15 protein-coding genes are annotated in these 19860 nt (G+C 73.8%); 10 read left to right on the forward strand and 5 right to left on the reverse strand.

Annotation, left to right across the window (positions count from 1 at the left end; translation table 11 throughout):
• Nucleotides 1-11: 11 nt before the first annotated feature.
• On the reverse strand, nt 12-2891 hold the full coding sequence (locus tag ABZ459_RS01135; protein WP_357964407.1) for an AAA family ATPase: 2880 nt from the start codon (nt 2889-2891) through the stop codon (nt 12-14).
• Between the two features lie 285 nt (nt 2892-3176).
• On the opposite strand from ABZ459_RS01135, the gene ABZ459_RS01140 reads away from it, so the two are divergent.
• From ABZ459_RS01140 to ABZ459_RS01170, 7 genes are all read left to right on the forward strand, one after another.
• On the forward strand, nt 3177-5459 hold the full coding sequence (locus ABZ459_RS01140) for a TOMM precursor leader peptide-binding protein (protein WP_357964408.1): 2283 nt from the start codon (nt 3177-3179) through the stop codon (nt 5457-5459).
• 40 nt (nt 5460-5499) lie between these two features.
• The gene (locus ABZ459_RS01145) at nt 5500-6858 is read left to right on the forward strand and encodes a SagB family peptide dehydrogenase (protein ID WP_357964410.1); all 1359 of its coding nucleotides are present in this window, start codon (nt 5500-5502) and stop codon (nt 6856-6858) included.
• Nucleotides 6859-6912: 54 nt separating this feature from the next.
• Entirely contained in the window at nt 6913-7725 is an 813-nt protein-coding gene (locus tag ABZ459_RS01150) for an HlyD family efflux transporter periplasmic adaptor subunit (RefSeq protein ID WP_357964412.1), read from the forward strand.
• A 42-nt stretch (nt 7726-7767) separates the two neighbouring features.
• Nucleotides 7768-10092, forward strand: coding sequence for an NHLP family bacteriocin export ABC transporter peptidase/permease/ATPase subunit (locus tag ABZ459_RS01155; protein WP_357964414.1), 2325 nt, complete (start codon nt 7768-7770; stop codon nt 10090-10092).
• Nucleotides 10093-10108: 16 nt separating this feature from the next.
• Nucleotides 10109-13036 carry an NHLP bacteriocin export ABC transporter permease/ATPase subunit gene (locus tag ABZ459_RS01160; RefSeq protein WP_357964416.1) on the forward strand — a complete coding sequence of 976 codons (2928 nt, stop codon included), beginning with the start codon at nt 10109-10111 and terminating at the stop codon, nt 13034-13036.
• 19 nt (nt 13037-13055) lie between these two features.
• Nucleotides 13056-13382, forward strand: coding sequence for a YciI family protein (locus ABZ459_RS01165; protein WP_357964418.1), 327 nt, complete (start codon nt 13056-13058; stop codon nt 13380-13382).
• A gap of 69 nt (nt 13383-13451) precedes the next feature.
• Nucleotides 13452-13796, forward strand: a complete 345-nt coding sequence (locus ABZ459_RS01170) for a YciI family protein (RefSeq protein WP_352356825.1) — start codon at nt 13452-13454, stop codon at nt 13794-13796.
• A gap of 22 nt (nt 13797-13818) precedes the next feature.
• Here the strand turns inward: ABZ459_RS01170 and ABZ459_RS01175 are convergent, their stop codons facing one another.
• The 3 genes from ABZ459_RS01175 to ABZ459_RS01185 are packed head-to-tail and all read right to left on the reverse strand — an operon-like array spanning nt 13819 to nt 16114.
• Complete coding sequence (locus tag ABZ459_RS01175) at nt 13819-14004, reverse strand: hypothetical protein (RefSeq protein ID WP_352326166.1); 186 nt, start codon at nt 14002-14004, stop codon at nt 13819-13821.
• Complete coding sequence (locus ABZ459_RS01180; protein ID WP_352356827.1) at nt 14001-14849, reverse strand: methyltransferase domain-containing protein; 849 nt, start codon at nt 14847-14849, stop codon at nt 14001-14003. Before ABZ459_RS01180 ends, ABZ459_RS01175 begins: the two co-directional genes overlap by 4 nt.
• Before the next feature lie 8 nt (nt 14850-14857).
• Complete coding sequence (locus ABZ459_RS01185) at nt 14858-16114, reverse strand: cytochrome P450 (protein ID WP_357964420.1); 1257 nt, start codon at nt 16112-16114, stop codon at nt 14858-14860.
• Between the two features lie 306 nt (nt 16115-16420).
• Here ABZ459_RS01185 and ABZ459_RS01190 point away from each other — a divergent pair, with 306 nt between their 5' ends.
• The 3 genes from ABZ459_RS01190 to ABZ459_RS01200 are packed head-to-tail and all read left to right on the forward strand — an operon-like array spanning nt 16421 to nt 18646.
• Nucleotides 16421-16795: a hypothetical protein gene (locus ABZ459_RS01190; protein WP_352326163.1), complete on the forward strand. Its 375-nt coding sequence runs from the start codon at nt 16421-16423 to the stop codon at nt 16793-16795.
• A gap of 40 nt (nt 16796-16835) precedes the next feature.
• A complete protein-coding gene (locus ABZ459_RS01195; RefSeq protein ID WP_357964422.1) occupies nt 16836-17792 on the forward strand; it encodes an ABC transporter ATP-binding protein in 957 nt (318 codons plus the stop codon).
• Entirely contained in the window at nt 17789-18646 is an 858-nt protein-coding gene (locus ABZ459_RS01200; RefSeq protein ID WP_357964424.1) for an ABC transporter permease, read from the forward strand. Before ABZ459_RS01195 ends, ABZ459_RS01200 begins: the two co-directional genes overlap by 4 nt.
• 13 nt (nt 18647-18659) lie before the next feature.
• Here ABZ459_RS01200 and ABZ459_RS01205 read toward each other — a convergent pair whose 3' ends face one another.
• The gene (locus ABZ459_RS01205) at nt 18660-19850 is read right to left on the reverse strand and encodes a cytochrome P450 (protein ID WP_357964426.1); all 1191 of its coding nucleotides are present in this window, start codon (nt 19848-19850) and stop codon (nt 18660-18662) included.
• Nucleotides 19851-19860: the final 10 nt, after the last annotated feature.

A 19860-nucleotide genomic window follows, 5' to 3' on the forward strand; every position in this document is an offset into this window, starting at 1 on the left:
CCTGACCTGGGCTACAGATATTCGTGGGGGCCGGTGGGCACGGGTTCGCCGGCGGGTGCGGCGGGGTGGTCGTCGTCGGACAGGCCGGTGAGGATGACGGCGAGTTCGGCGCGGGTGTGGATGCCGAGCTTGCGGTAGATGCGGGCCAGGTGGGTGTCCACGGTGCGTTTGCTGATCGACAGCGTCGTGGCCACCTCCAGGTTGCTCATCCCGCGCAGCACCAGGTCGGTGACCCGGCGTTCGCCGACGGTCAGTACGTGGTCGTCGTGGCCGGGGGTGAGGGTGGCGGCGCGGGCCGGGGCGGTGGCGGCGCGGTGCTTGTCGGCCAGGGCGGCCAGGCGGCCCGCGCCGCAGTCGGCGGCCAGCCGCAGCGCCAGGGCCAGCGTCTCGTGGGCCTTGCCGTCGTCGCCCGCCTGACGCTGGGCGATGCCGAGGCGCAGCAGGGCCCTGGCGTGTTCGAGCCGGGCGCCGCGGTTGCCCAGCAGGGCGACGGCCTCGTGCAGCATGTCGAGCCGGACCTGTCCCTCGTGGGCGAGGCTGCCCGCGCTGAGCGCGCGGGCGACGACGGTGGGCGCGCCCCAGGCGCGGGCCAGCTCCAGCTCCCGCTCGGCCACCATGCGGGCCGCCGAGCGCTCCCCGGACAGGACGTACGCCAGGATCGAGTTCGTGCCCCAGGGCACGCAGGCGGGGTTGGTGATGCCGGCGGCGGTCAGGCGGCGGCCGCACTCCAGCAGGGTCAGCAGGCCGTCGCGCGGGCGGCCCTGCGCGAGCCGGAGGCGGCCCAGGGCGTCGAGGGCCTGCCCGGAGATCATCGGGTGCCAGTCGCCGTACGGGGCGACGGACTTCAGCGCCGACTCCGCGGCCTCCAGGTCGCCGAACTCCACCAGCACCCGGGCGGCGCAGGCCGCGGCGGCCACGTGGAAGCCCTCGGCCTGGCACTCGCGCGCGCTGGCGACGGCGGCCTCGGCGTCGGCCAGCCCGGCCTCCAGGCTGCCGAGCTGGTAGCGCACCTCGGCCCTGGTCAGCAGCGCCAGCGCCAGGCCGGTGCCGGAGCCGGCCTCCTGGGTCTCGCTGACCAGGCGTTCGGCCCAGTAGGAGGCTTCGTCGAGGCGGTCGCCCCACACCAGCGGCAGCACGGCGGCCGCCGGCACCGGGCCCTGGCCGTCGAGGCAGCGCCGGGTCTGGGCGAGCGTGCGCGGCAGGCTGCGGCCCCGCGCGCCGCTGGCCAGGGCCAGCACGCTGAGGAACTCCCTGGCCGCCGGGCTGACCAGCGTGCCGAGGGAGCGTCCGAGCCGGCGCAGGCCGAGCCGTCCGGCCGAGCGGCCCCACAGCAGCGCCTGGGCGGCGAACACGAGCAGCAGGTCCGCGCCGCCGAACTGGGGGGCGGCGGCGGCGCTCTCGGCCGCGCCGGCGAAGACCTCGGCGGCCTCGGCGGAGTTCGCGGTGACCAGGATGTCGGCGAACGGCGCCAGCGACATCAGGGCGTGCGGGGCCATCCTGACCCGGCCGTAGGCGGTGCGCAGGTGGCGCAGGCAGGCGGGCAGGTCGCGGTGCTTCTCCACGGCGCCCAGCTCGGCGGTGACCTCCAGCACGGTGTCCTGGTCGTCGGTCTCGGCCAGCGCACGGTGCAGGTAGCCGGTCGCGTCCTCCCACGCGTGCCGGGCGGCGGCCTCGCCGGCGGCCTCGCGCAGCACGGTGACGGTGAGCGGGTCGCCGGTCGGGCCGGCCGACATCAGGTGCCGGGCCGAGCGTCTCAGCGGCGCGCCCAGCCGGTACAGCAGCGACGCGGTACGGCGGTGCAGCCGGTCGCGCTCGCCCGGGTCCATCCCGGCCAGCACGGCCTGCTGGATGCGCGGATGGGCGAAGCGGTCGGGCGGCGTGCCGGTGACCAGCCCGGCGCGGCGCAGCGTCTCCCCCGCCGCCCTGGCGGTGTCCTGGCCGTGCCCGGCGATCATGGAGGCGACCTCCATGCCGTCCTCGGGCGCGACGATGGCCAGGCTGCGCAGCAGGTCGACGCCCGCGGCGTCCACGCCGGAGCCGCTGCCGGACAACCAGCCGAGCGCGGTCTCGGTCAGCGCCAGCGCGCCGATGTCCAGCACCCGGGGCAGCTCGGCGCTCACCGGGCGCACGCCGGACCGGCCGAGCCGCCCGGCCAGCTCCCGCAGCAGCAGCGGGTTGCCCTGGGTGAGCCGGTGGCAGGCGGCGGCGATCTCCTCGCCGATCTCGTCCCCGATCTCCGCCCCGCCGCCGAGCACGGACTCCATGAGCCGGGCGGCGCACTGGGCGCACAGGGGCGAGGGCCGCAGCAGCCGCGTGTACGGCAGCGCCGCCAGGTCCCTGGCCAGGTCGTCGGGGCCGCCGGCGTCGGCGCCGGTGTCGGCGGTGGTGAGGATCATCGCGATGGGCAGGCCGTCGAGCCGCCGGGCGATGTAGGAGCACCACTGGGAGGACTGTGGGTCGGTGTGGTGCACGTCGTCGACGGCGATGATCAGCGGCCGGTCGCCGGTGAAGGACCGGGTGGCCCGGTAGAGGCCGTGCAGCAGGTCGGGGGTGACGGGATGGCCCCGGTCGAGCCCGCCGCCCAGGTCGGGGCCGACGACGGCGCTCCCGCCGGACGGCGGCGCGCGGCCGGCGGTCATGAGCGGTTCGAAGAGCTGGCGGACCACGCCGAACGGGTGGTCGCGCTCGGTGGGGTGGCCCCTGGCCATCAGCAGCAGCGCCCCCACCTCGCCCCTGGCCGCCAGCGCGGCGTTGAGCAAGGTCGTCTTGCCCATGCCCCGGGCCCCCTGGATCAGCAGGACGGAGGGGCCGCCGGCACGGACCCTCGACAACGCCTCCCGCATCGCGGCGGTCTCGACGTCACGGTGTAGCAGCGGCTGTCCCGAAGACATCGCCACTCCCCACAGTTCGGCCCCCCTGAAACTGTCCACCAGGATCATGCCGCCTGGGGCGGGCGGGCTGTCAATACCTAGGCGCACGAATCCGACTAATCGGGACTATTGGCACCGGGTTCAACAGCAAGCCCACGCCGGGGCGCATGCGCATTCCCGACGGACCAATACGTATTTTCCCCCGTCGTCCCGGTGAAATGCGTACGCCGGAATTACGTCTTTACACCGGATCCGGGCCGGTGCGACTCTGCGATCAACCGATATGGACCCGATACGGGGAGGGTCATGGACCGCCCACGTCTCAAGGCGCACTTCACACCCCAGGTGATCGACGGGTCGAAGGTTTTTCTCCTGGCCGAGGGGCAGCACTACCTCGTCCGGTCGGCGGGGGCCGGGAAACTCCTTCCCTACCTGGACGGACGGCGCACCGTCGCCGAGATCGCGAGCGCGCTGAGCGACGAAGTGCCGCTCCCGCAGACGCTCATCGCCATTCGCAAATTCGCCGCATTCGGCCATCTCGCCAATGGCCGCCCCGATTGGCCGGACAGCACGCTGGCATTCTGGGACGCGCAGGGAATTGACCCCGTCCACGCTCACGACGCGCTCTCCCGCGCCGAATTCACCGTCGTGGCCTGCGCGGGGGCCGACGCCGCGCCGCTGCTCCCGGTGCTGCGCGAGCACGGATTACGTATGCGTACGGCGAGCGCGGAGGAGGCGGCCGCCGAGCCCGGCGGGACGATGTCGGTCGTGGTGGCCGGCGACTACCTCGATCCGGCGCTCGACCGGCTCAACGCCGCCTACCTGGCCGCCGGGCACCCGTGGGTGCTGGTGAAACCGGGCGGGATCACGCTCTGGGTCGGCCCGGTGCTCCAGCCGGGACGTACCGGCTGCTGGGCCTGCCTGGCGCAGCGGCTGGCCGGGAACCGGCAGGTCGAGCGGTACCTGGCGGGCAAGCGCGGCAGCGGGGCGCCCTTCCACCCGGCGCGGGAGTCGGCGCCCGCCGGTCCGGCCGTGGCGGGCGGGCTGCTGGCCGTGGAGCTGGCGCGGATCGCCGCGGGGGCGGCCTCCTCGCGGCTGGAGGGCCGGATGACCACCGTCGACCTGCGCACGCTCGGCGTCATGGAGCACACCCTGGTCCGGCTGCCGCAGTGCCCGGCCTGCGGCGATCCCACGCTGATCAGCGAGCGCAGCCCCAAGGTGGCGCTGTCGGCGCGCAGCGCCCGGCACGTCACCGACGGCGGCTACCGCATCGAGCCGCCCGCGCGTACGTACGCCCGGCTGGAGAAGCACATCAGCCCGCTGATCGGCGCGGTCACCCGGCTGCACACCTTCGCCGAGGAGGACAACGGCGTCACCTACAGCTTCACCGCGGGCCACAACTTCGCCATGATCGGCGACAACATGGACCTGCTGCGGCGCAACCTGCGGGGGCAGAGCGGCGGCAAGGGCCGGACCGAGGTGCAGGCCAAGGTGAGCGCGCTGTGCGAGGCCATCGAGCGCTACTCGGGGGTCTGGCGCGGCGAGGAGCCGGTCACCGAGGCCGCCTACGCCGACCTCGACCCGGCGGTGGCCGTCCACCCGGAGTCGCTGCTGCACTTCTCCGACGCCCAGTACGCCGGCCGCGAGGAGTGGAACAAGGACCCCGCGCACCGGCTGCACCTGGTGCCCGAGCGGTTCCGTACGGACCTGCCGGTCGACTGGTCGCCCGCCTGGTCGCTGACCGAGGAGCGGGAGCGGCTGGTGCCCTCCGGCTACGCCTGGTACGGCCACCCCGACCTGGAACGCCACTTCTACTGCGTGGGCGACTCCAACGGCAACGCCTCGGGCAACTCGATCGAGGAGGCCGTCCTCCAGGGCTTCTGCGAGCTGGTCGAGCGTGACGCGGTGGCCCTGTGGTGGTACAACCGGGCCCGGCGGCCGGCCTTCGACCTGGACTCGCTGCGCGACCCGTACGTCGACACCGTGCGCGAGTTCTACCGCGGCATGGACCGCGACCTGTGGCTGCTCGACATCACGACCGACCTCGGCATCCCGGCGTTCGTCGGGGTGTCGCACCGGCTGGGGCACCCGGTGGAGGACGTCATCGTCGGGTTCGGCGCGCACCTCGACCCGCGGATCGCCGCCATCAGGACGCTGACCGAGGTCAACCAGTTCCTGCCCTCGGTGGAGCGGCGCGACGAGCGGGGCGAGACGCTCTACCTGGACGACGACGTCGCCACGCTGGCCTGGTGGAAGGAGACCAAGCTGGCCGAGGAGCAGTGGCTGGTGCCCGACCCCGCGGCGCGTCCCCGCACCCTGGCCGACTACGCCCGCTCGGACGGCGGCGACCTGGCCGGTGACGTGCAGACCTGCGTGGCCAGGGCCGCCGCGGCCGGGATCGAGGTCATCGCGCTCGACCAGAGCCGCCCGGACCTGGAGCTCAGCGTGGTCCGGGTGATCGCGCCCGGCATGCGGCACTTCTGGCGGCGGCTCGGCCCCGGCCGGCTGTACGACGTGCCGGTCTCGCTCGGCTGGATCCCCGAGCCCCGCGCCGAGGACGAGCTCAATCCGACCAGCGTCTTCTTCTGACCGGTTCGCGGGGCCCCTGGGTGACGGAGAGGAGCGGGCCATGGACGAGACCAAGCTGCGGCTGCGGCGGGACGCGGAGCTGACCGAGGCGGACGGCGAGGTGCGCATCTCCGCGCCGGCCGGCTCGCTCGGCCTGCGCGGGCTCGACGCCGGCACCGCTGCCGCCCTGCGGATCCTGGCCGGCGGCGACGCGGGCGAGACCGCCCTGGCGGCGACGGTGGGCGAGGCCGGGCTGCTGCGCTGGAACCTGCTGGTACGCCGCCTGTCCAGGGCCGGCCTGCTGGAGTACGCCGCGGCGGGGGCCCGGCTGCGTCCGGTCGGCGCCGGGAGCGTGGAGCCCGCGCCCGCGCCGGCGGCGGACACGCCGATCAGGCTGTCGCGCTTCGCCGTCGTCACCGCCGGGGAGGGCGTGCTGACCGTGCGCTCCCCGCGCAGCCCGGCGGTGGTCGAGCTGTCGCCGGACGCCTGCGGGCTGCTCGGCGCGCTGGCGTCCTGGACGACCCCGGCGGAACTGGCGGCCGACGACCGGCCGCGAACTCCGGCGCAGGGGCAGGCGCTGCGGTTCCTGGCGGCGGCGGGGGTGCTGGCCACCGGCCCCGAGGACGACGACCTGCGCCAGGCCCAGTGGCACCCGCGCGACCTGTGGCTGCACGCCCACAGCCGCGGCCCCCGCTACACCGGCCGCTACGGCGGCACGTACGCCTTCACCTCCCGCTTCGACCCGGTGCCCGCCGACCCTCCGCCGTTCACCGGCGAACGGATCGAGCTGCCCCGCCCCGACCTGGAGCTGCTGGCCAAGACCGACCCCAGCCTGACCGACACGCTGGAACGCCGCCGCTCCCTGCGCGAGCACGACCAGGACGCGCCCGTCACGCTGGCCCAGCTGGGCGAGCTGCTCTACCGGTCGATGCGGCGGCGGGCCGTGTTCACCTCGCCGGACGGCCAGGAGCTGACCGACCGGCCCTACCCCTCCGGCGGCTCGGTCCACGAGCTGGAGGTCTATCCGCTGATCGTGTCCTGTCAGGGGGCCGAGCCGGGACTGTGGCACTACGACACCGCCGGGCACGCCCTGGAGCTGGTCTCGCCGCCCACGCCCGCCGTGCGGGCGCTGGTCGAGCGGGCCAGGTCGGCGGCCCAGCTCACCGGCGACCCGCAGGTGCTGCTGACCGTCACCGCCCGCTTCGGCCGGGTGATGTGGAAGTACGAGACGATCGGCTACTCGCTGGTCCTCAAGCACGTGGGCGTGCTCTACCAGACGCTCTACCTGGCCGGCACGGCCATGGACCTGGCCGTGTGCGCGCTGGGCGGCGGGGACGCCGCCGACTTCGCGCTGGCCAGCGGCCTGGACTACCTGACCGAGGGCAGCGTCGGCGAGCTGATCGTCGGCAGCCGGCGGTGATGGGCACATGACGGCACGACGGCGGCCCGGCGGCCGCTTCCAGGGGACGGCGTGATGAAGTTCCGGTTCAAGGCGTTGCAGCGGATGCGGGAGCCCGACGAGCTGGACTCGCCGACGCTGCTGGCCTCTCCGCGCGGGTGGATCGCCACGTTCGTGGTGCTGATCATCGTGGTGGCCGCGGGGGTGTGGTTCTTCGCCGGCAGGCTGCCGGTCACGGTGCCCGCCGTGGGGCTGCTGACCCATCCCGGCGGCACGGCGCGGCTGCAGAGCCCGTACGGCGGGACGGTGCGCTCGATGCTCGTCCAGCCGGCCGAGGCGGTGCGGGAGGGCCAGGCGGTGGCGGTCATCGCCGCCGACGGCGGGTCGGAGCAGGTGGTGCGCAGCCCGTTCACCGGGCGGGTGGTCGCCGGTTCCGCCGTGCCGGGGCACGTGGTCAGGGAGGGCGAGGAGCTGCTGCTCATCGAGCGTACGGACGCGCCGGGCGACCGGCTGGTGGCGATGTTGTTCGTGCCGGTCGACCGGGCGATGGGCGTGGTGCCGGGCAAGCCGGTCGATCTGGCGGTCTCCTCGGCGCCGCCCGGCGCGTACGGGCTGCTGCGCGGCCGCGTCGTGTCGGTCAGCGCCTACCCGGTGATGACCGAGCAGGCCGCCGACCTGGTGGGCGGCGAGGACCCGGCGCGCGGCTACCTGCGGAACACGCCGTCCCGGCTGGTGATCGTGGACCTGGTGCGCGATGCCGCCACGCCGTCCGGCTACGCCTGGTCGACCAGGAACGGGCCGCCGGTGGGCCTGCAGTCGCAGGTCTCCGTCAGCGGCGCGATAGGGCTGGGCAGCCAGACGCTCTTCGACCTGCTGCTCGGGCGCTGAGGTGAGCCGCGTGAGCGCCCCCGCCGCCCGGCCGAAGGAGGGATGCGTGACCACGACCAGCGCCCCCGGGAGGGACGTGTGACCACCACCGGCGTCCCCGAGCAGGGGCATGCGGACCAGGCCCCTGGGGAAACCGCCGCGCCCACTCCCCCGGCGGCCCCCGTACGGCGGCGGCGACGGTGGAGATGGCGGCGGCGCACGCCGACGGTGATCCAGATGGAGGCCGTGGAGTGCGGGGCCGCCTCGCTGGCGATGATCCTCGGCTACCACGGCAAGTTCGTGCCGCTGGAGGAGCTCCGCTCGGCCTGCGGCGTCTCCCGCGACGGCGCCAAGGCATCCAGCGTGGTGGCCGCCGCCCGCCGTTACGGGCTGATCGCCAGGGGCTTCCAGATGGAGGCCGAGGACCTGCGCTCGCTGACCGAACCGGCCATCGTGTTCTGGGCGTTCCAGCACTTCATGGTCCTGGAGGGGGTGCGCAGCCGGTTCGGCAGGAAGGCCGTCGCGGTCAACGACCCGGCGGGCGGCCCCCGGATGATCGACTGGGACGACTTCGACTCCGGCTTCACCGGCGTGGTCCTGACGTTCGAGCCGGGGCCGGACTTCCGGCCCGGCGGCCGGCCCACCCGGGTCGGGCAGGCCCTGCTGGCGCGGCGGATGCCCTCGGGCCGCGCGCTCCCGCTGGTGCTGCTGGCCAGCCTGCTGCTGGTCGTGCCGGGCATCATCGGCCCGGCCTTCAGCCGGGTGTTCATCGACCGGATCCTGACCGGGCGCGACCCGGGCTACCTGGTGCCGCTGCTGTTCGCGATGGGGGTCACCGCGGTCGTGGTGTTCGTGCTGACCTCGGTGCAGCGGCACTACCTGCTGCGGCTGGAGATCCGGCTCGGCCTGGTCAGCTCGGCCCGGTTCTTCCGCCATCTGCTGCGGCTGCCGGTGGAGTTCTTCCTCCAGCGCCGTCCGGCCGAGGTGGCCAAGCGGGTGCAGGCCAACGACGGCGTGGCCGAGATCCTCTCCCGGGACCTGGCCGTCACGCTGGTGAACCTCGTCCTGGTGCTGTTCTACGCGGCCGTGCTCATCCGGTACGACGTGCTGCTCGGGCTGGTCGGGGTGTCGATGGCGCTGCTGAACATCCTGGTGCTGCGCCAGGTGTCGCGGGCGCGGACGGACGCGGTGGCGGCGCTGCGGGCCGACCTGGGGAACCTGACCTCCACCACGTTCAACACGCTGCAGCTCGTGGAGACCGTCAAGGCGACGGGGGCCGAGCCGACGGCGTTCCAGCGCTGGGCCGGGTTCCTGGCCAAGGCGGTCACCGCCAAGCAGCGGCTGGGCGTGGCCACGGCCACGCTGACCGTCGTGCCGCCGCTGCTGGCCGGGATCAACAGCGGCCTGATCCTGCTGATCGGCGGGCTGCGGGTGGTGGACGGCGTGATCAGCGTCGGCATGCTGGTGGCGTTCCAGACGCTGCTCAACGCCCTGTCCAGGCCGGTCACCCAGCTCACCAACCTGGGCGGCCAGCTGCAGGACATCTCGGCCGACATCTGCCGCCTGTACGACGTCGAGAAGTACCCGATGGCCAGGACGTTCGAGCGGGCCGCCGCCGGCGGGGAGCGGGCCGACCCGGGCGGGCGCCTGGACGGGCGGCTGGAGTTCGCCGACGTGACCTTCGGCTACAACGCGCTCGCCGCCCCCGTGATCAGGAACCTGTCGTTCACCGTGGTGCCGGGCCGCCGGGTGGCGATCGTCGGCAACTCCGGCAGCGGCAAGTCCACCGCCGGCAAGCTGGCCGCCGGCCTGTACGCGCCGACCGCCGGCCAGGTGCTGCTGGACGGCCGGCCGCGCGACGACCTGCCGCGGGCCGTCGTGGCCGCCTCCGTCGCCTACGTGGACCAGGACATCACCCTGTTCGAGGGCACCGTGCGCGACAACCTGACGTTGTGGAGCGACGACGTGCCCGACGAGGTGGCGGTCTCGGCGCTGCGCGACGCGGCGCTGTTCGACCTGATCGCGGCCCGGCCCGGCGGCCTCAACAGCCGGGTGCTGGAGGGCGGCAGGAATCTCAGCGGCGGCCAGCGGCAGCGGCTGGAGCTGGCGCGCGCCCTGTCGATCCAGCCCACGCTGCTGATCCTGGACGAGGCGACCAGCGCCCTGGACCCGGAGACCGAGCGGACCATCGCCGACAACCTGCGCAGGCGCGGCTGCGGCTGTCTGATCATCGCGCACCGATTGTCCACCGTGCGCGACGCGGACGAGATCATCGTGCTCGACCGCGGCGAGGTGGTCGAACGCGGCAGGCACGCCGAGCTGCTGGCGCTCGACGGCCGCTACGCCGAGCTGCTCAGGAGCTCGCGCAAGAACGGCGACGGAGGATGACACGGAGGATGACGCAGTGCTGAAGGTGGCCGGTTTCTCCCCGTTCTTCACCGACGCCGCCACGCCGGTGGACTACTCGGCGGAGAACCTGTTCGTGTTGTCGGGCGTGCGCGAGGTGCTGCTGGTCGAGGAGGGCGCGGTCGACCTGTTCGCGGTGCGGCTGGAGGGCGGCCGTCCGGTCGGCCGGTGGCACTACCTGTGCCGGGTCCGGCAGGGCACGCTGCTGCCGGGCTCGCCCAAGGGGCCCAGGCACGGCATCGTGGGCCGTCCGGTGCTCGGCACCCGCGTCTCGCGCCTGCCGCTGGCCAGGCTGGGCGAGCTGTCGGGCACCAACCGGTCGGCCACGATGTCCACCGCCGAGTACGGGCTGGCCGTCCGGCAGTTCGTCCGCGGGCTGGAGGCCGGGATGATCGCGCTGGCCACCGCCCTGCGCGACGCGCTGCCGCCGCGCGAGTTCGTCCCGCTGCTGCCCGACGCGGTGACCGAGCTGTCCGCCGGACGCGCCGCCCGCTCGGTGGACGGCGTGCGGTGGATGACCGTCGAGGCGGGCGCGGTCGAGATGCCCGACGGGGTGGCCGGCGTGCTGACCGCGGGCGCCGAGCTGGCGGTGACCGAGCGGGACTGGCTGGTCGCCGACGCGCCGGCGCGGCTGCGCGCCCGTTCGACCTGGCAGTTGCTGGCCGACGAGACGATCTGGGCCCGCTGGGTCGAGCACGCCATCCGCTTCCTCTACACCGTGGACCGCCGGGTCGAGCGGCGGCGGGCGCAGGAGCTGGAGGCGTTGCGGCGGCGCAAGGAGCGCGAGGCCGGCACGACGCGGGCGGCCCGCCGCGGCTTCGACACGCTGCTCCGCGACACCGAGGCCAAGGTGCGCCTGGCCGACGTCACCGCCGACCCGCCGGCGCTGGCCGCGGCCAGGCTGGTGGCCTCGCACGGCGGGTTCACCGTGACCGCGCCGCCACCCGGCCAGGCCCGGGGAGCCGACCCGCTGCAGGCCGTCGCGCTGGCCTCCGGGGTGCGCACGCGCTCGGTCCGGCTGGACGACGGCTGGTGGAAACACGACATCGGGCCCATGGTGGGCTACCGGTCCGACGACGGGACGCCGGTGGCCCTGCTGCCGATCGGCTCGCGGTACGTGGTGGCCCAGCCGGGCCACAGCCGGGTCACGCCCGTCACCAAGGCGGTGGCGGCCACGCTGAGCGGCAAGGCCGAGGTGCTGTACCAGCCGCTGCCGCGCGAGGTGCGGACCGTGGCCGGGCTGCTGCGCTTCGGCCTGGCCCGCAACGGCCGCGACTTCTGGGTGCTGGCCTCCCTAGGCACGCTGGTGGCGGTCATCGGCCTGCTGGTGCCCGCGATGACCGGGCTGGTGCTGGGGACGTTCGTGCAGCGGGCCGAGCGCGACCTCATCGTGCAGGGCGCGGCGCTGGTGATCGGCGGCGCGCTGGTGGCGGGGGCGCTGTCGATCGTGCAGAACGTCGCGGCCCTGCGCATCGAGGGCCGCTCGTCGGCCCGGGTGCAGGCGGGCGCGTGGACGCGGCTGTTGTCGCTGCCCGTCACGTTCTTCGGCCGGTACTCCACCGGCGAGCTGGGCACGACGGTGCTGGGCGTGAGCGCGGCGCAGGAGACGCTGTCGGGCGTGATGACCACGGCGACGCTCGGGCTGTTCGGCGGGCTGGCCAACCTGGCGCTGGTGTACTTCTACGACGTCGGCCTGGCGCTGCTGGCGACCCTGCTGGTGCTGGCCGGCGTGCTGGTGTGCGCGGTCGCCGGGTTCTTCGAGGTGCGCCTGCAACGCCGCCTGTACGAGCAGGAGCAGCGGCTGTCCTCGCGGGTGTTCCAGCTCCTGTCGGCGGTGCCCAAGCTGCGCGTGGCGGCCGCGGAGGACCAGGCGTTCGGCGTGTGGACGCGCGACTTCATGGCCACCAGGACCACCTCGGCCGCGGCCCGGCGGCTGCAGAACGTGGTGACCACCTTCAACGCCGGCTTCCCGCTGGTCTGCTCGGTGGTGATCTTCGCCGTGGCGGCCGGGCCGCTGCGCGGGCAGCTCCCGATCAGCGCGTTCCTGGCCTTCTTCGCCGCGTTCAGCCTGCTCATCGCCTCGGTGCTGCAGTTCACCGGGGCGGCCATCACGGCCATGGGCGTCGTGCCGATGCTGGAGAAGCTGGCGCCGGTGCTGGAGGCCGAGCCGGAGGACCACGCGGGCAAGGCCGACCCCGGCGACCTGTCGGGCCGCGTCAGCCTGTCGCGGGTCTCCTTCCGCTACGGCGAGGACGGCCCCGCGGTGCTCACCGACATCGACCTGTCGATCGAGCCCGGCGAGTTCGTCGCGATCGTGGGCCCGACCGGCAGCGGGAAGTCCACGATCCTGCGCCTGCTGCTCGGCTTCGAGCAGCCCGACGTCGGCTCGGTCCTGTACGACGGCCAGGACCTGGGCGAGCTGGACCTCGGCGCGGTGCGCCGGCAGTGCGGCGTGGTGCTGCAGAACGGCGCCCTGCTGGCCGGCGACATCAGGCAGAACATCGTCGGCAGCACGAACCACACCGTCGACGACGCCTGGGAGGCGGCGGCGATGGCCGGCATCGCCGACGACATCACGGCCATGCCGATGGGCATGCACACCGTCCTGTCGGAGGGCACGAACACGCTCTCCGGCGGCCAGCGGCAGCGCGTCATGATCGCCAGGGCGCTGGTCTCGCGGCCCCGCATCGTCTTCTTCGACGAGGCGACCAGCGCCCTGGACAACCCCGCCCAGAACGTCATCGCCGAGAGCACCCGGCGGCTCAACGCCACGCGCGTGGTCATCGCCCACCGGCTGTCCACCATCCGGGACGCCGACAAGATCCTGGTGCTCGACGGCGGGCGCATCGTCCAGCAGGGCACCTACGACGAGCTGCTCACCGAGGAGCAGGGGCTGTTCGCGCGGCTGGCGCGGCGGCAGATGTGAGCGCAGGGAAGGAGCCGTCATGGAGTTCGCGCTGCTGATCCACGGGCCGGAACGGGCCTGGGCCGAGCTGCCCGAGCAGGACCGGGCCGGGCTGTTCGCCGCCTACCTCGACTTCGGGCGGGAGCTGCGGGAGGCCGGCGTCACGGTGCTGTTCGGCGCGCGGCTGGCCCGTCCGGACGCGGCGAAGGGGGAGCCGCGCGAGGACGGCAGTCCCGAGCTGGGCGGCATGTGGATCCTCGACCTGCCGTCGGAGGAGGCGGCGCTGGAGTGGGCCGGGCGCCTGCCGGCCGGGCCGGGCGACCGGGTCGAGTTACGGCGCTGCGACCGTGGAAGGATGTCACGATAGTGCCAACCGGGGCTCTGCCCGCGCCCCACCACGCCTTTGGGGCAGAACCCACAGGGAGGTAGACGACTCATGGACTTCGTGCTGCTGATCCACGGCGACGAGATGCTCTGGGACGCCTTCAGCGAGAGCGAGCGGGAGCGGATGGCCGAGGCGCACCGCCAGTTCGGCCGGGCGATGGCGATGGCGGGCGTCAAGGTCAAGTACGGCGCGGGGCTGACCAGGTCCAGGGAGGGCAAGCTGGTCAGGCCCGACGGGCCCGCCGTCGACGGGCCGTACGCGGTCGGGCGGGAGCAGATCGGCGGCATCTGGGTCATCGAGGTCCAGTCGGCCGAGGAGGCCGAGTCGTGGGCGCGCAAGATGCCCTACGCGCCCGGTGACATCGTCGAGGTGCGCCCCTGCGACCCGGCCTCCTGAAGGGCCGGGCCCCGGGCCGCCCTCAGTAGCGGGCTCTGCGGCTGAGCAGCACGCCGACGGCCAGGAACAGCAGGCCGGCGGCGCCGTACACGATGGCCAGCGAGGTCGAGGGCGGCTTCTCGCTGGCGTTCACGACGGCCAGCCCGAGGCCCACGATCGCGCTGATGTAGCTGAAGATCGCGATGAAGATCTTCCAGAACGGACTCATGACGTGCTTCCTTCCGATGGGTGCTGAGCCGGTCCGTACGGTGCGGTCCCGGCGACGACGAAGCCGAGCAGCATGACCCAGGCGTCCGGGTCGGCCAGGAAGCGCCGCCAGCGGTCGGCGGCCAGGGCGAGCCCCGCCATCGGCAGCGCGCCCGAGGCGACGAGCGGCGCCAGGCGTTCGGGCCCCAGATGCGGGGCGAAGGCCGCGGTGGGGTGGGTGTCGTTGGTGGTGGCGAACGGGCGCAGCACCACGTCGGCGAACCCGCCGCGGCGCAGCAGCCGGGTGAGCTTCCTGCCGATCTGCCGGTCTCCTCCGGCGCCGCGCTGGGCCTGGGCCATGGTGGCGTGGACGGAGGCCAGCTCCGGGTACATCGGGTCGGCCAGCCCCCACAACATGCTGTCCACCTCGACGACCACGATCCGGCCGCCGGGACGCAGCACGCGCAGCGCCTCGGCCAGCATCGGCGCCGGATCGCCCACGTGCTGCAGTACGTACCGCAGCAGTACGCCGCCCACGCTGCCGGTACGCAACGGCAGCCGGGCGCCGTCGGCGGTGACCAGCGGCGCGCCGCAGCCGCCCGCGTTGCGCAGCAGGGCGGCGTCCACGTCGAGCGCGATGACCGGCAGCCCCGGCTCGGCGGCGCGCAGCCTGCGGGTCACCGCGCCGGACCCGGCGCCGAGCTCCAGCAGCGGCCCCTGGCCGGTCAGGCCGAGGTCGCGCATGATGCGCAGCTCCTCCTCGAAGGAGAGCGCCGCCTGGGCCTCCAGCCGGGCCAGCTCGCCCGCCACGCCGCCCCAGGTGGTGTTGGCGGCGTCGTAGGAGCCGGTAGCGGCCTGAGCACTCACCGAGGCGCTCACCGGGGCCTCGGGGTCATCATCAGGCCGTGCCGGGGCCGCAGCGTGACCAGCGCCTCGGGCTCGACGGGGAAGCCCGCCACCAGCTCCATGCGCAGCCCGCGCAGGATGACCGCGAGCACGAGCGTGGCCTCCACCAGCGCGAAGTGCCGCCCGACGCAGATGCGCGGGCCGCCGCCGAAGGGCAGGTACTGGTGGCTGAGCAGCCGGGCGGCCCGGTCGGGGTCGAACCTCTCCGGCCGGTACGCATCCGGCTCCGCCCAGTACCTCGGATCCCGGTGCAGCACCCACGGGCTGACGCATACCAGCGACCCGGCCGGTACGTCGTAACCGTCCAGCACGTCGTCGGCCGTCCCGCGGCGGGAGATCAGCCAGACCGGCGGGTAGAGCCGCATGGCCTCCTGGACGGCCTGCCGGCAGCGCCGCAGCCTGGGCAGGTCGGCGGCGGTGGGCGAGCGGCCGGCCAGCACCTCGTCGATCTCGGCGTGCACCGCCTCGGCCGCCTCCGGGTTGCGGTCGAGCAGGTAGAGCGTCCAGGTCAGCGACTTGGCGGTGGTCTCGTGCCCGGCCATGACGATGGTCAGCACCTGGTCGCGCAGGTCGGCGTCGGACATCGCGTGCCCCTCGGCCAGCATCGCGCCGAGCAGGTCGTCGCCCGCGCCGCCGGCCCGGCGGGCGGCGATGATGAGCCTGGTGACCCGGTCGAGGAAGGCCCGCGCGCGCAGGAAGCCGGCGTGCCGGGCGGCCGTGTCGGCCGGGTCGGGGTCGTCGCTGGGTACGTAGTGGCCGATGAAGCGGTTGACCGCGTCCACGGCGCGGCCGAAGCCCTCGCCCGCGACGCCGATGTCGGTGCCCAGCATGGCCTTCACGATCACGGTGAGGGTGAGCGAGGTCAGGTCGTGGTCGACGCGTACGGGCCGGCCGCCGGCCCAGTGCGCCACCAGATTCTCGGCCGCCTCCACGATGACCCGGTCGAACCGGCCCACCTCGGCGGGCCTGAACGCGGGCGCGCACATCCTGCGCTGGGCCGCCCACTCGGCGCCGTCGCTGGTCAGCAGGCCGTTGCCGAGCAGGGGGCGGAGCATGTCGTCGTCCGGCGTGCGTTCCTTGGTGTAGGCGGCGCCGTTCTCCTTCAGCACGTGCCTGGCCAGGTCGGGGCGGTTGAGCATGTAGACCGGCTCCCCGTCGGCGTCGTGGCGGGTGACGTCGCCCAGGGCCGCCATGGCGGTGACGAACTCCAGCGGAGCGTCGCGCATGGCCCTCAGGCTCTGGGTTCCGGCGGGTCCCGGCGGCACCCGGGGGGATACGTACGTCCCGGACATGGGTTCTCCCGATGGCTTACGCAAACGAATATTCTCGATACGCATTTCCGGCCATCGAATACGTATATCGCTTCGTATTGTTCCGGTCGGCGTATTTGCAGAGTACCTTTTAAGCAGAGGGCTCTCAATACTTAATCCAGGGCCCCGGAAATTAAGTCTAGGCACTCCGAATTCGGCTGTGTAAGACTCCGTTCCGAGACGGCGCACCGCGCCGAAGGGGAAAAGCTCCAGGAGGACGCAATGGCCCTGAACCCCAGAGAGCGGACCGAATTCGTCAACGCCTACACGCGAGTCCTGATCACCGCGTGGTCGAGCGAGGAATTCTCGGCGAAGCTGGACGGCAACCCTCGTGAGGCGCTGGCCGAGGCCGGCCTCGAGGTTCCCGCGGGCGCCCAGATCACCCTCGTGCGCAACGTTCCCGACGGCCACCACGACACGAACCTCGACGTGCAGGTCTCGCTGTGGGAGCGCGGGCTGGAGACGGGGACGTTCGAGTTCCACATCCCCGAGACGCCGCAGATCGACATGGCCGAGCTGAGCGAGGGCGACCTCGACTCGATCGCGGCCGGCGTCGACGTCAACTGCTGCTGCTGCCCCTGCTGCTGCTGCACCTGACGCCGGGAGCCACGCACGCCAAGAGGAGGTAGAGGAGATCATGTCCGACGACCAGGCGAACCCCATCCACGTACGGGGGCTGCGCAAGCAGTACGGTCCCGCTCTGATCCTGCAGGGTGTGGACCTGGACGTTCGTCCCGGAGAGGTGTTCGCCTTACTCGGCCCCAACGGCGCGGGCAAGACGACCACGGTCGAGATCCTCGAAGGCGTGCGCAGGCGTTCGGGCGGCGACGTGCGGGTCCTCGGCCGTGACCCGGCCGAGGACGCCCCGCGGTGGCGGGCGCGGCTGGGCATCGTGCCGCAGACGACGGGCGCCTACGCGGACCTGACCGTCCGCGAGGTCGTCGAGCACTTCGCCGCCTTCTACCCCGCGCCGCTGCCCGCGGCGCAGGTGATCGACATGGTGGGCCTCGGCGCCAAGGAGCGCAAGCAGGCCCAGACCCTCTCGGGCGGCCAGTTGCGCCGCCTGGACGTGGCCGTCGGCGTCGTCGGCGACCCCGACCTGATCTTCCTCGACGAGCCGACCACCGGGCTGGACCCGGAGGCCCGGATGGAGGCGTGGGACCTGGTCCGCTTCTTCGCCGACCAGGGCAAGACGACCGTGCTGACCACCCACTACCTCGACGAGGTGGAGGCGCTGGCGCAGCGCGCGGCCGTGATCGTGGCCGGCCGTATCGTCGAGACCGGGCCGGTGAGCGAGCTGGGCGGGCGGCGCGACACACCCGCCGCGGTGAGCTTCACCCTCACCCCCGAGCTGAGCGCGGCCGACCTGCCGGACCTGCCCGCGGGCACCGCGCTCGACCCGTCCTGCACGCCCGGCGTGCCCGGCGGCACGCTCACGCTGCTCACCCACACGCCCACGCGGGCCCTGGCCGCGCTGCTGCCCTGGGCCGCGCGGGCGGGCGCCGGCGAGCTGCCCGACCTGCGCGTCCACCGGCCCACGCTGGAGGACGTCTACCTCAAGCTGATCCGCGAGAACCAGGGGGCCCAGGCATGACCAGCTCGAACGCGATCGTGGCCGAGCAGGGCCGTCCCGTGCGCGCGTCGGGCGGCGGGTCAGGGCTGTGGCGGGCGTCGGCGGCCCGTTCGTCGGTGGAGCTGAAGTCGTTCTTCCGCAACCGGCAGTCGTTGTTCTTCACGCTGCTGCTGCCGATCGTGCTGCTGCTGGTGCTCGGCTCGATCTTCTCCGGCACGGTCCCCGGCACGCACACCGACTTCAAGCAGATGTTCGTGGCCGGGATCATCGCCTGCGGCATCATGAGCGTCAGCTTCAACGGCCTGGCCATCAACATCGCGATCGAGCGGGACAACGGCATGATCCGCCGCCTGGCCTCCTCGCCGATGCCGAAGACGGCGTACTTCGTCGGCAAGATCGTCCGGGTGGTGGTGACCGGGGTGCTGGAGGCGGCGATCCTGCTGGGCGTCGGCGTCGCGCTGTTCCGCCTGCCGCTGCCGCCGGACGCCGGACACTGGCTGACCTTCGGCTGGGTGCTGCTGCTCGGGGCGACGTCCTGCTCGCTGCTGGCGGTGGCCTTCAGCGCCGTCATCCCGAACGCCCGCTCGGCCGCGGCCATCGTCACTCTGCCGTTCCTGGTGCTGCAGTTCATCTCCGGGGTGTTCTTCCCCTACAGCGAGCTGCCGGCGTGGATGCAGAGCCTGGCGGCGTTCTTCCCGCTGAAGTGGATGACGCAGGGCCTGCGCTCGGTGTTCCTGCCGGCCGACTTCGCGGTGGTGGAGCCCGCCGGCACGTGGGAGCTGGGCAGGACCGCCGCGGTGCTGGGCGCCTGGTGCCTGGCTGCGCTGCTGCTGAGCCTGCTGACCTTCCGCTGGCGCGGCGCCAACGTCCGCTGACCGGGGAAGGGGCTCAGATGGCGAGGGTGAAGCCGGTCAGCCTCCTGGGCACCAGGCCCGGCGCCCAGGCGGGCGGCTTCCCCGTGCGGCGCAGCCCGGGATACCGCTCCAGCAGCCCGCTCAGCAGCAGCCCGCCGGCCTGCCTGACCAGCGGCGCGCCCAGGCAGAGATGGGTGCCCGCGCCGAAGGCCAGATGGGGGTTGGGCGAACGGGTGACCAGCAGCTCGTCGGGCCGGTCGAACACCGCCGGATCGCGGTTGGCCGCCCCGACCAGGGCCAGCACCCTCGCCCCCGCCGGGATCACGCCGCCGTCCAGCGGGACCTCCTCGGTGGTCACGCGGGCGGTGAACGGGATCGGCGACTCCAGCCGCAGCAGCTCGTCGACGGCCGACTCGGCCACGTCCGGGCCGCCCTTCCTGATCAGGCCGGCGGCCTCCGCACGCGGCAGCAGCCAGTGGAGGGCGTTGCCCACCATCTCGGCCAGCGGCTTCCATCCGCCGACGACCGTGAGCGCGGCGATGCCGAGCATCTCGGCCCTGGTCAGCCGGTCGTCGGCGGCCAGCCGCCCGAACGGCGAGCCGCCCGGCCCGTTCCCGGCGGCTTCGGCGGCGGCGTCGGCGCGCTCGCCGAGGAAGCGGGTGAGCTCGCCCATCGCGGCCCGCCCGGCCGCAGCGGCCTGCGGCCCGGCCAGCGGGTCGAGGTTGACCGACACGCGGGCGGCCAGCCCGGCGAAGGCCGGCACGTCGGCGGCCGGCAGGCCGAACAGCCTGGCCAGCACGCCGGTGGCCAGCGGCTCGCCGAGGTCGGCGGTGGCCTCGATCTCCGCCCGGCCGGCCAGCCCGTCGAGCACCGCGCCGATCCCGGCCTCGATGTCGCCCGCGATGCCGCGGATGGCGGCCGGGCCCATCAGCAGGGCGCCGGGCGAGCGCAGGCGCTGGTGCTCGGGGGGATCGGTGGTCAGCATCGACGGCGGCAGCTCGTCGTCCCTGACCCGCTCCCGCTGCCCGAGCGCGGCCGAGAAGCGCGGGTCGCGCAGCGCGAGCGCGCAGTCGGCGTGCGCGGTCAGCAGCCACATGCGCGAGGTGACGTCGAAGTGCACGGGATCGTGCTCGCGCAGCCAGCGGTACGCCGGATACGGGTCGAGCCGCCCGCGAGGAGAGAACGGGTGCGCGAGGTGGCCGGGCAGCGTGCGGGGTGCCGTCATGGCGTCTCCT

It is taken from the genome of Nonomuraea sp. NPDC005692, from assembly GCF_040631115.1.
Classification (GTDB): Bacteria; Actinomycetota; Actinomycetes; order Streptosporangiales; family Streptosporangiaceae; genus Nonomuraea.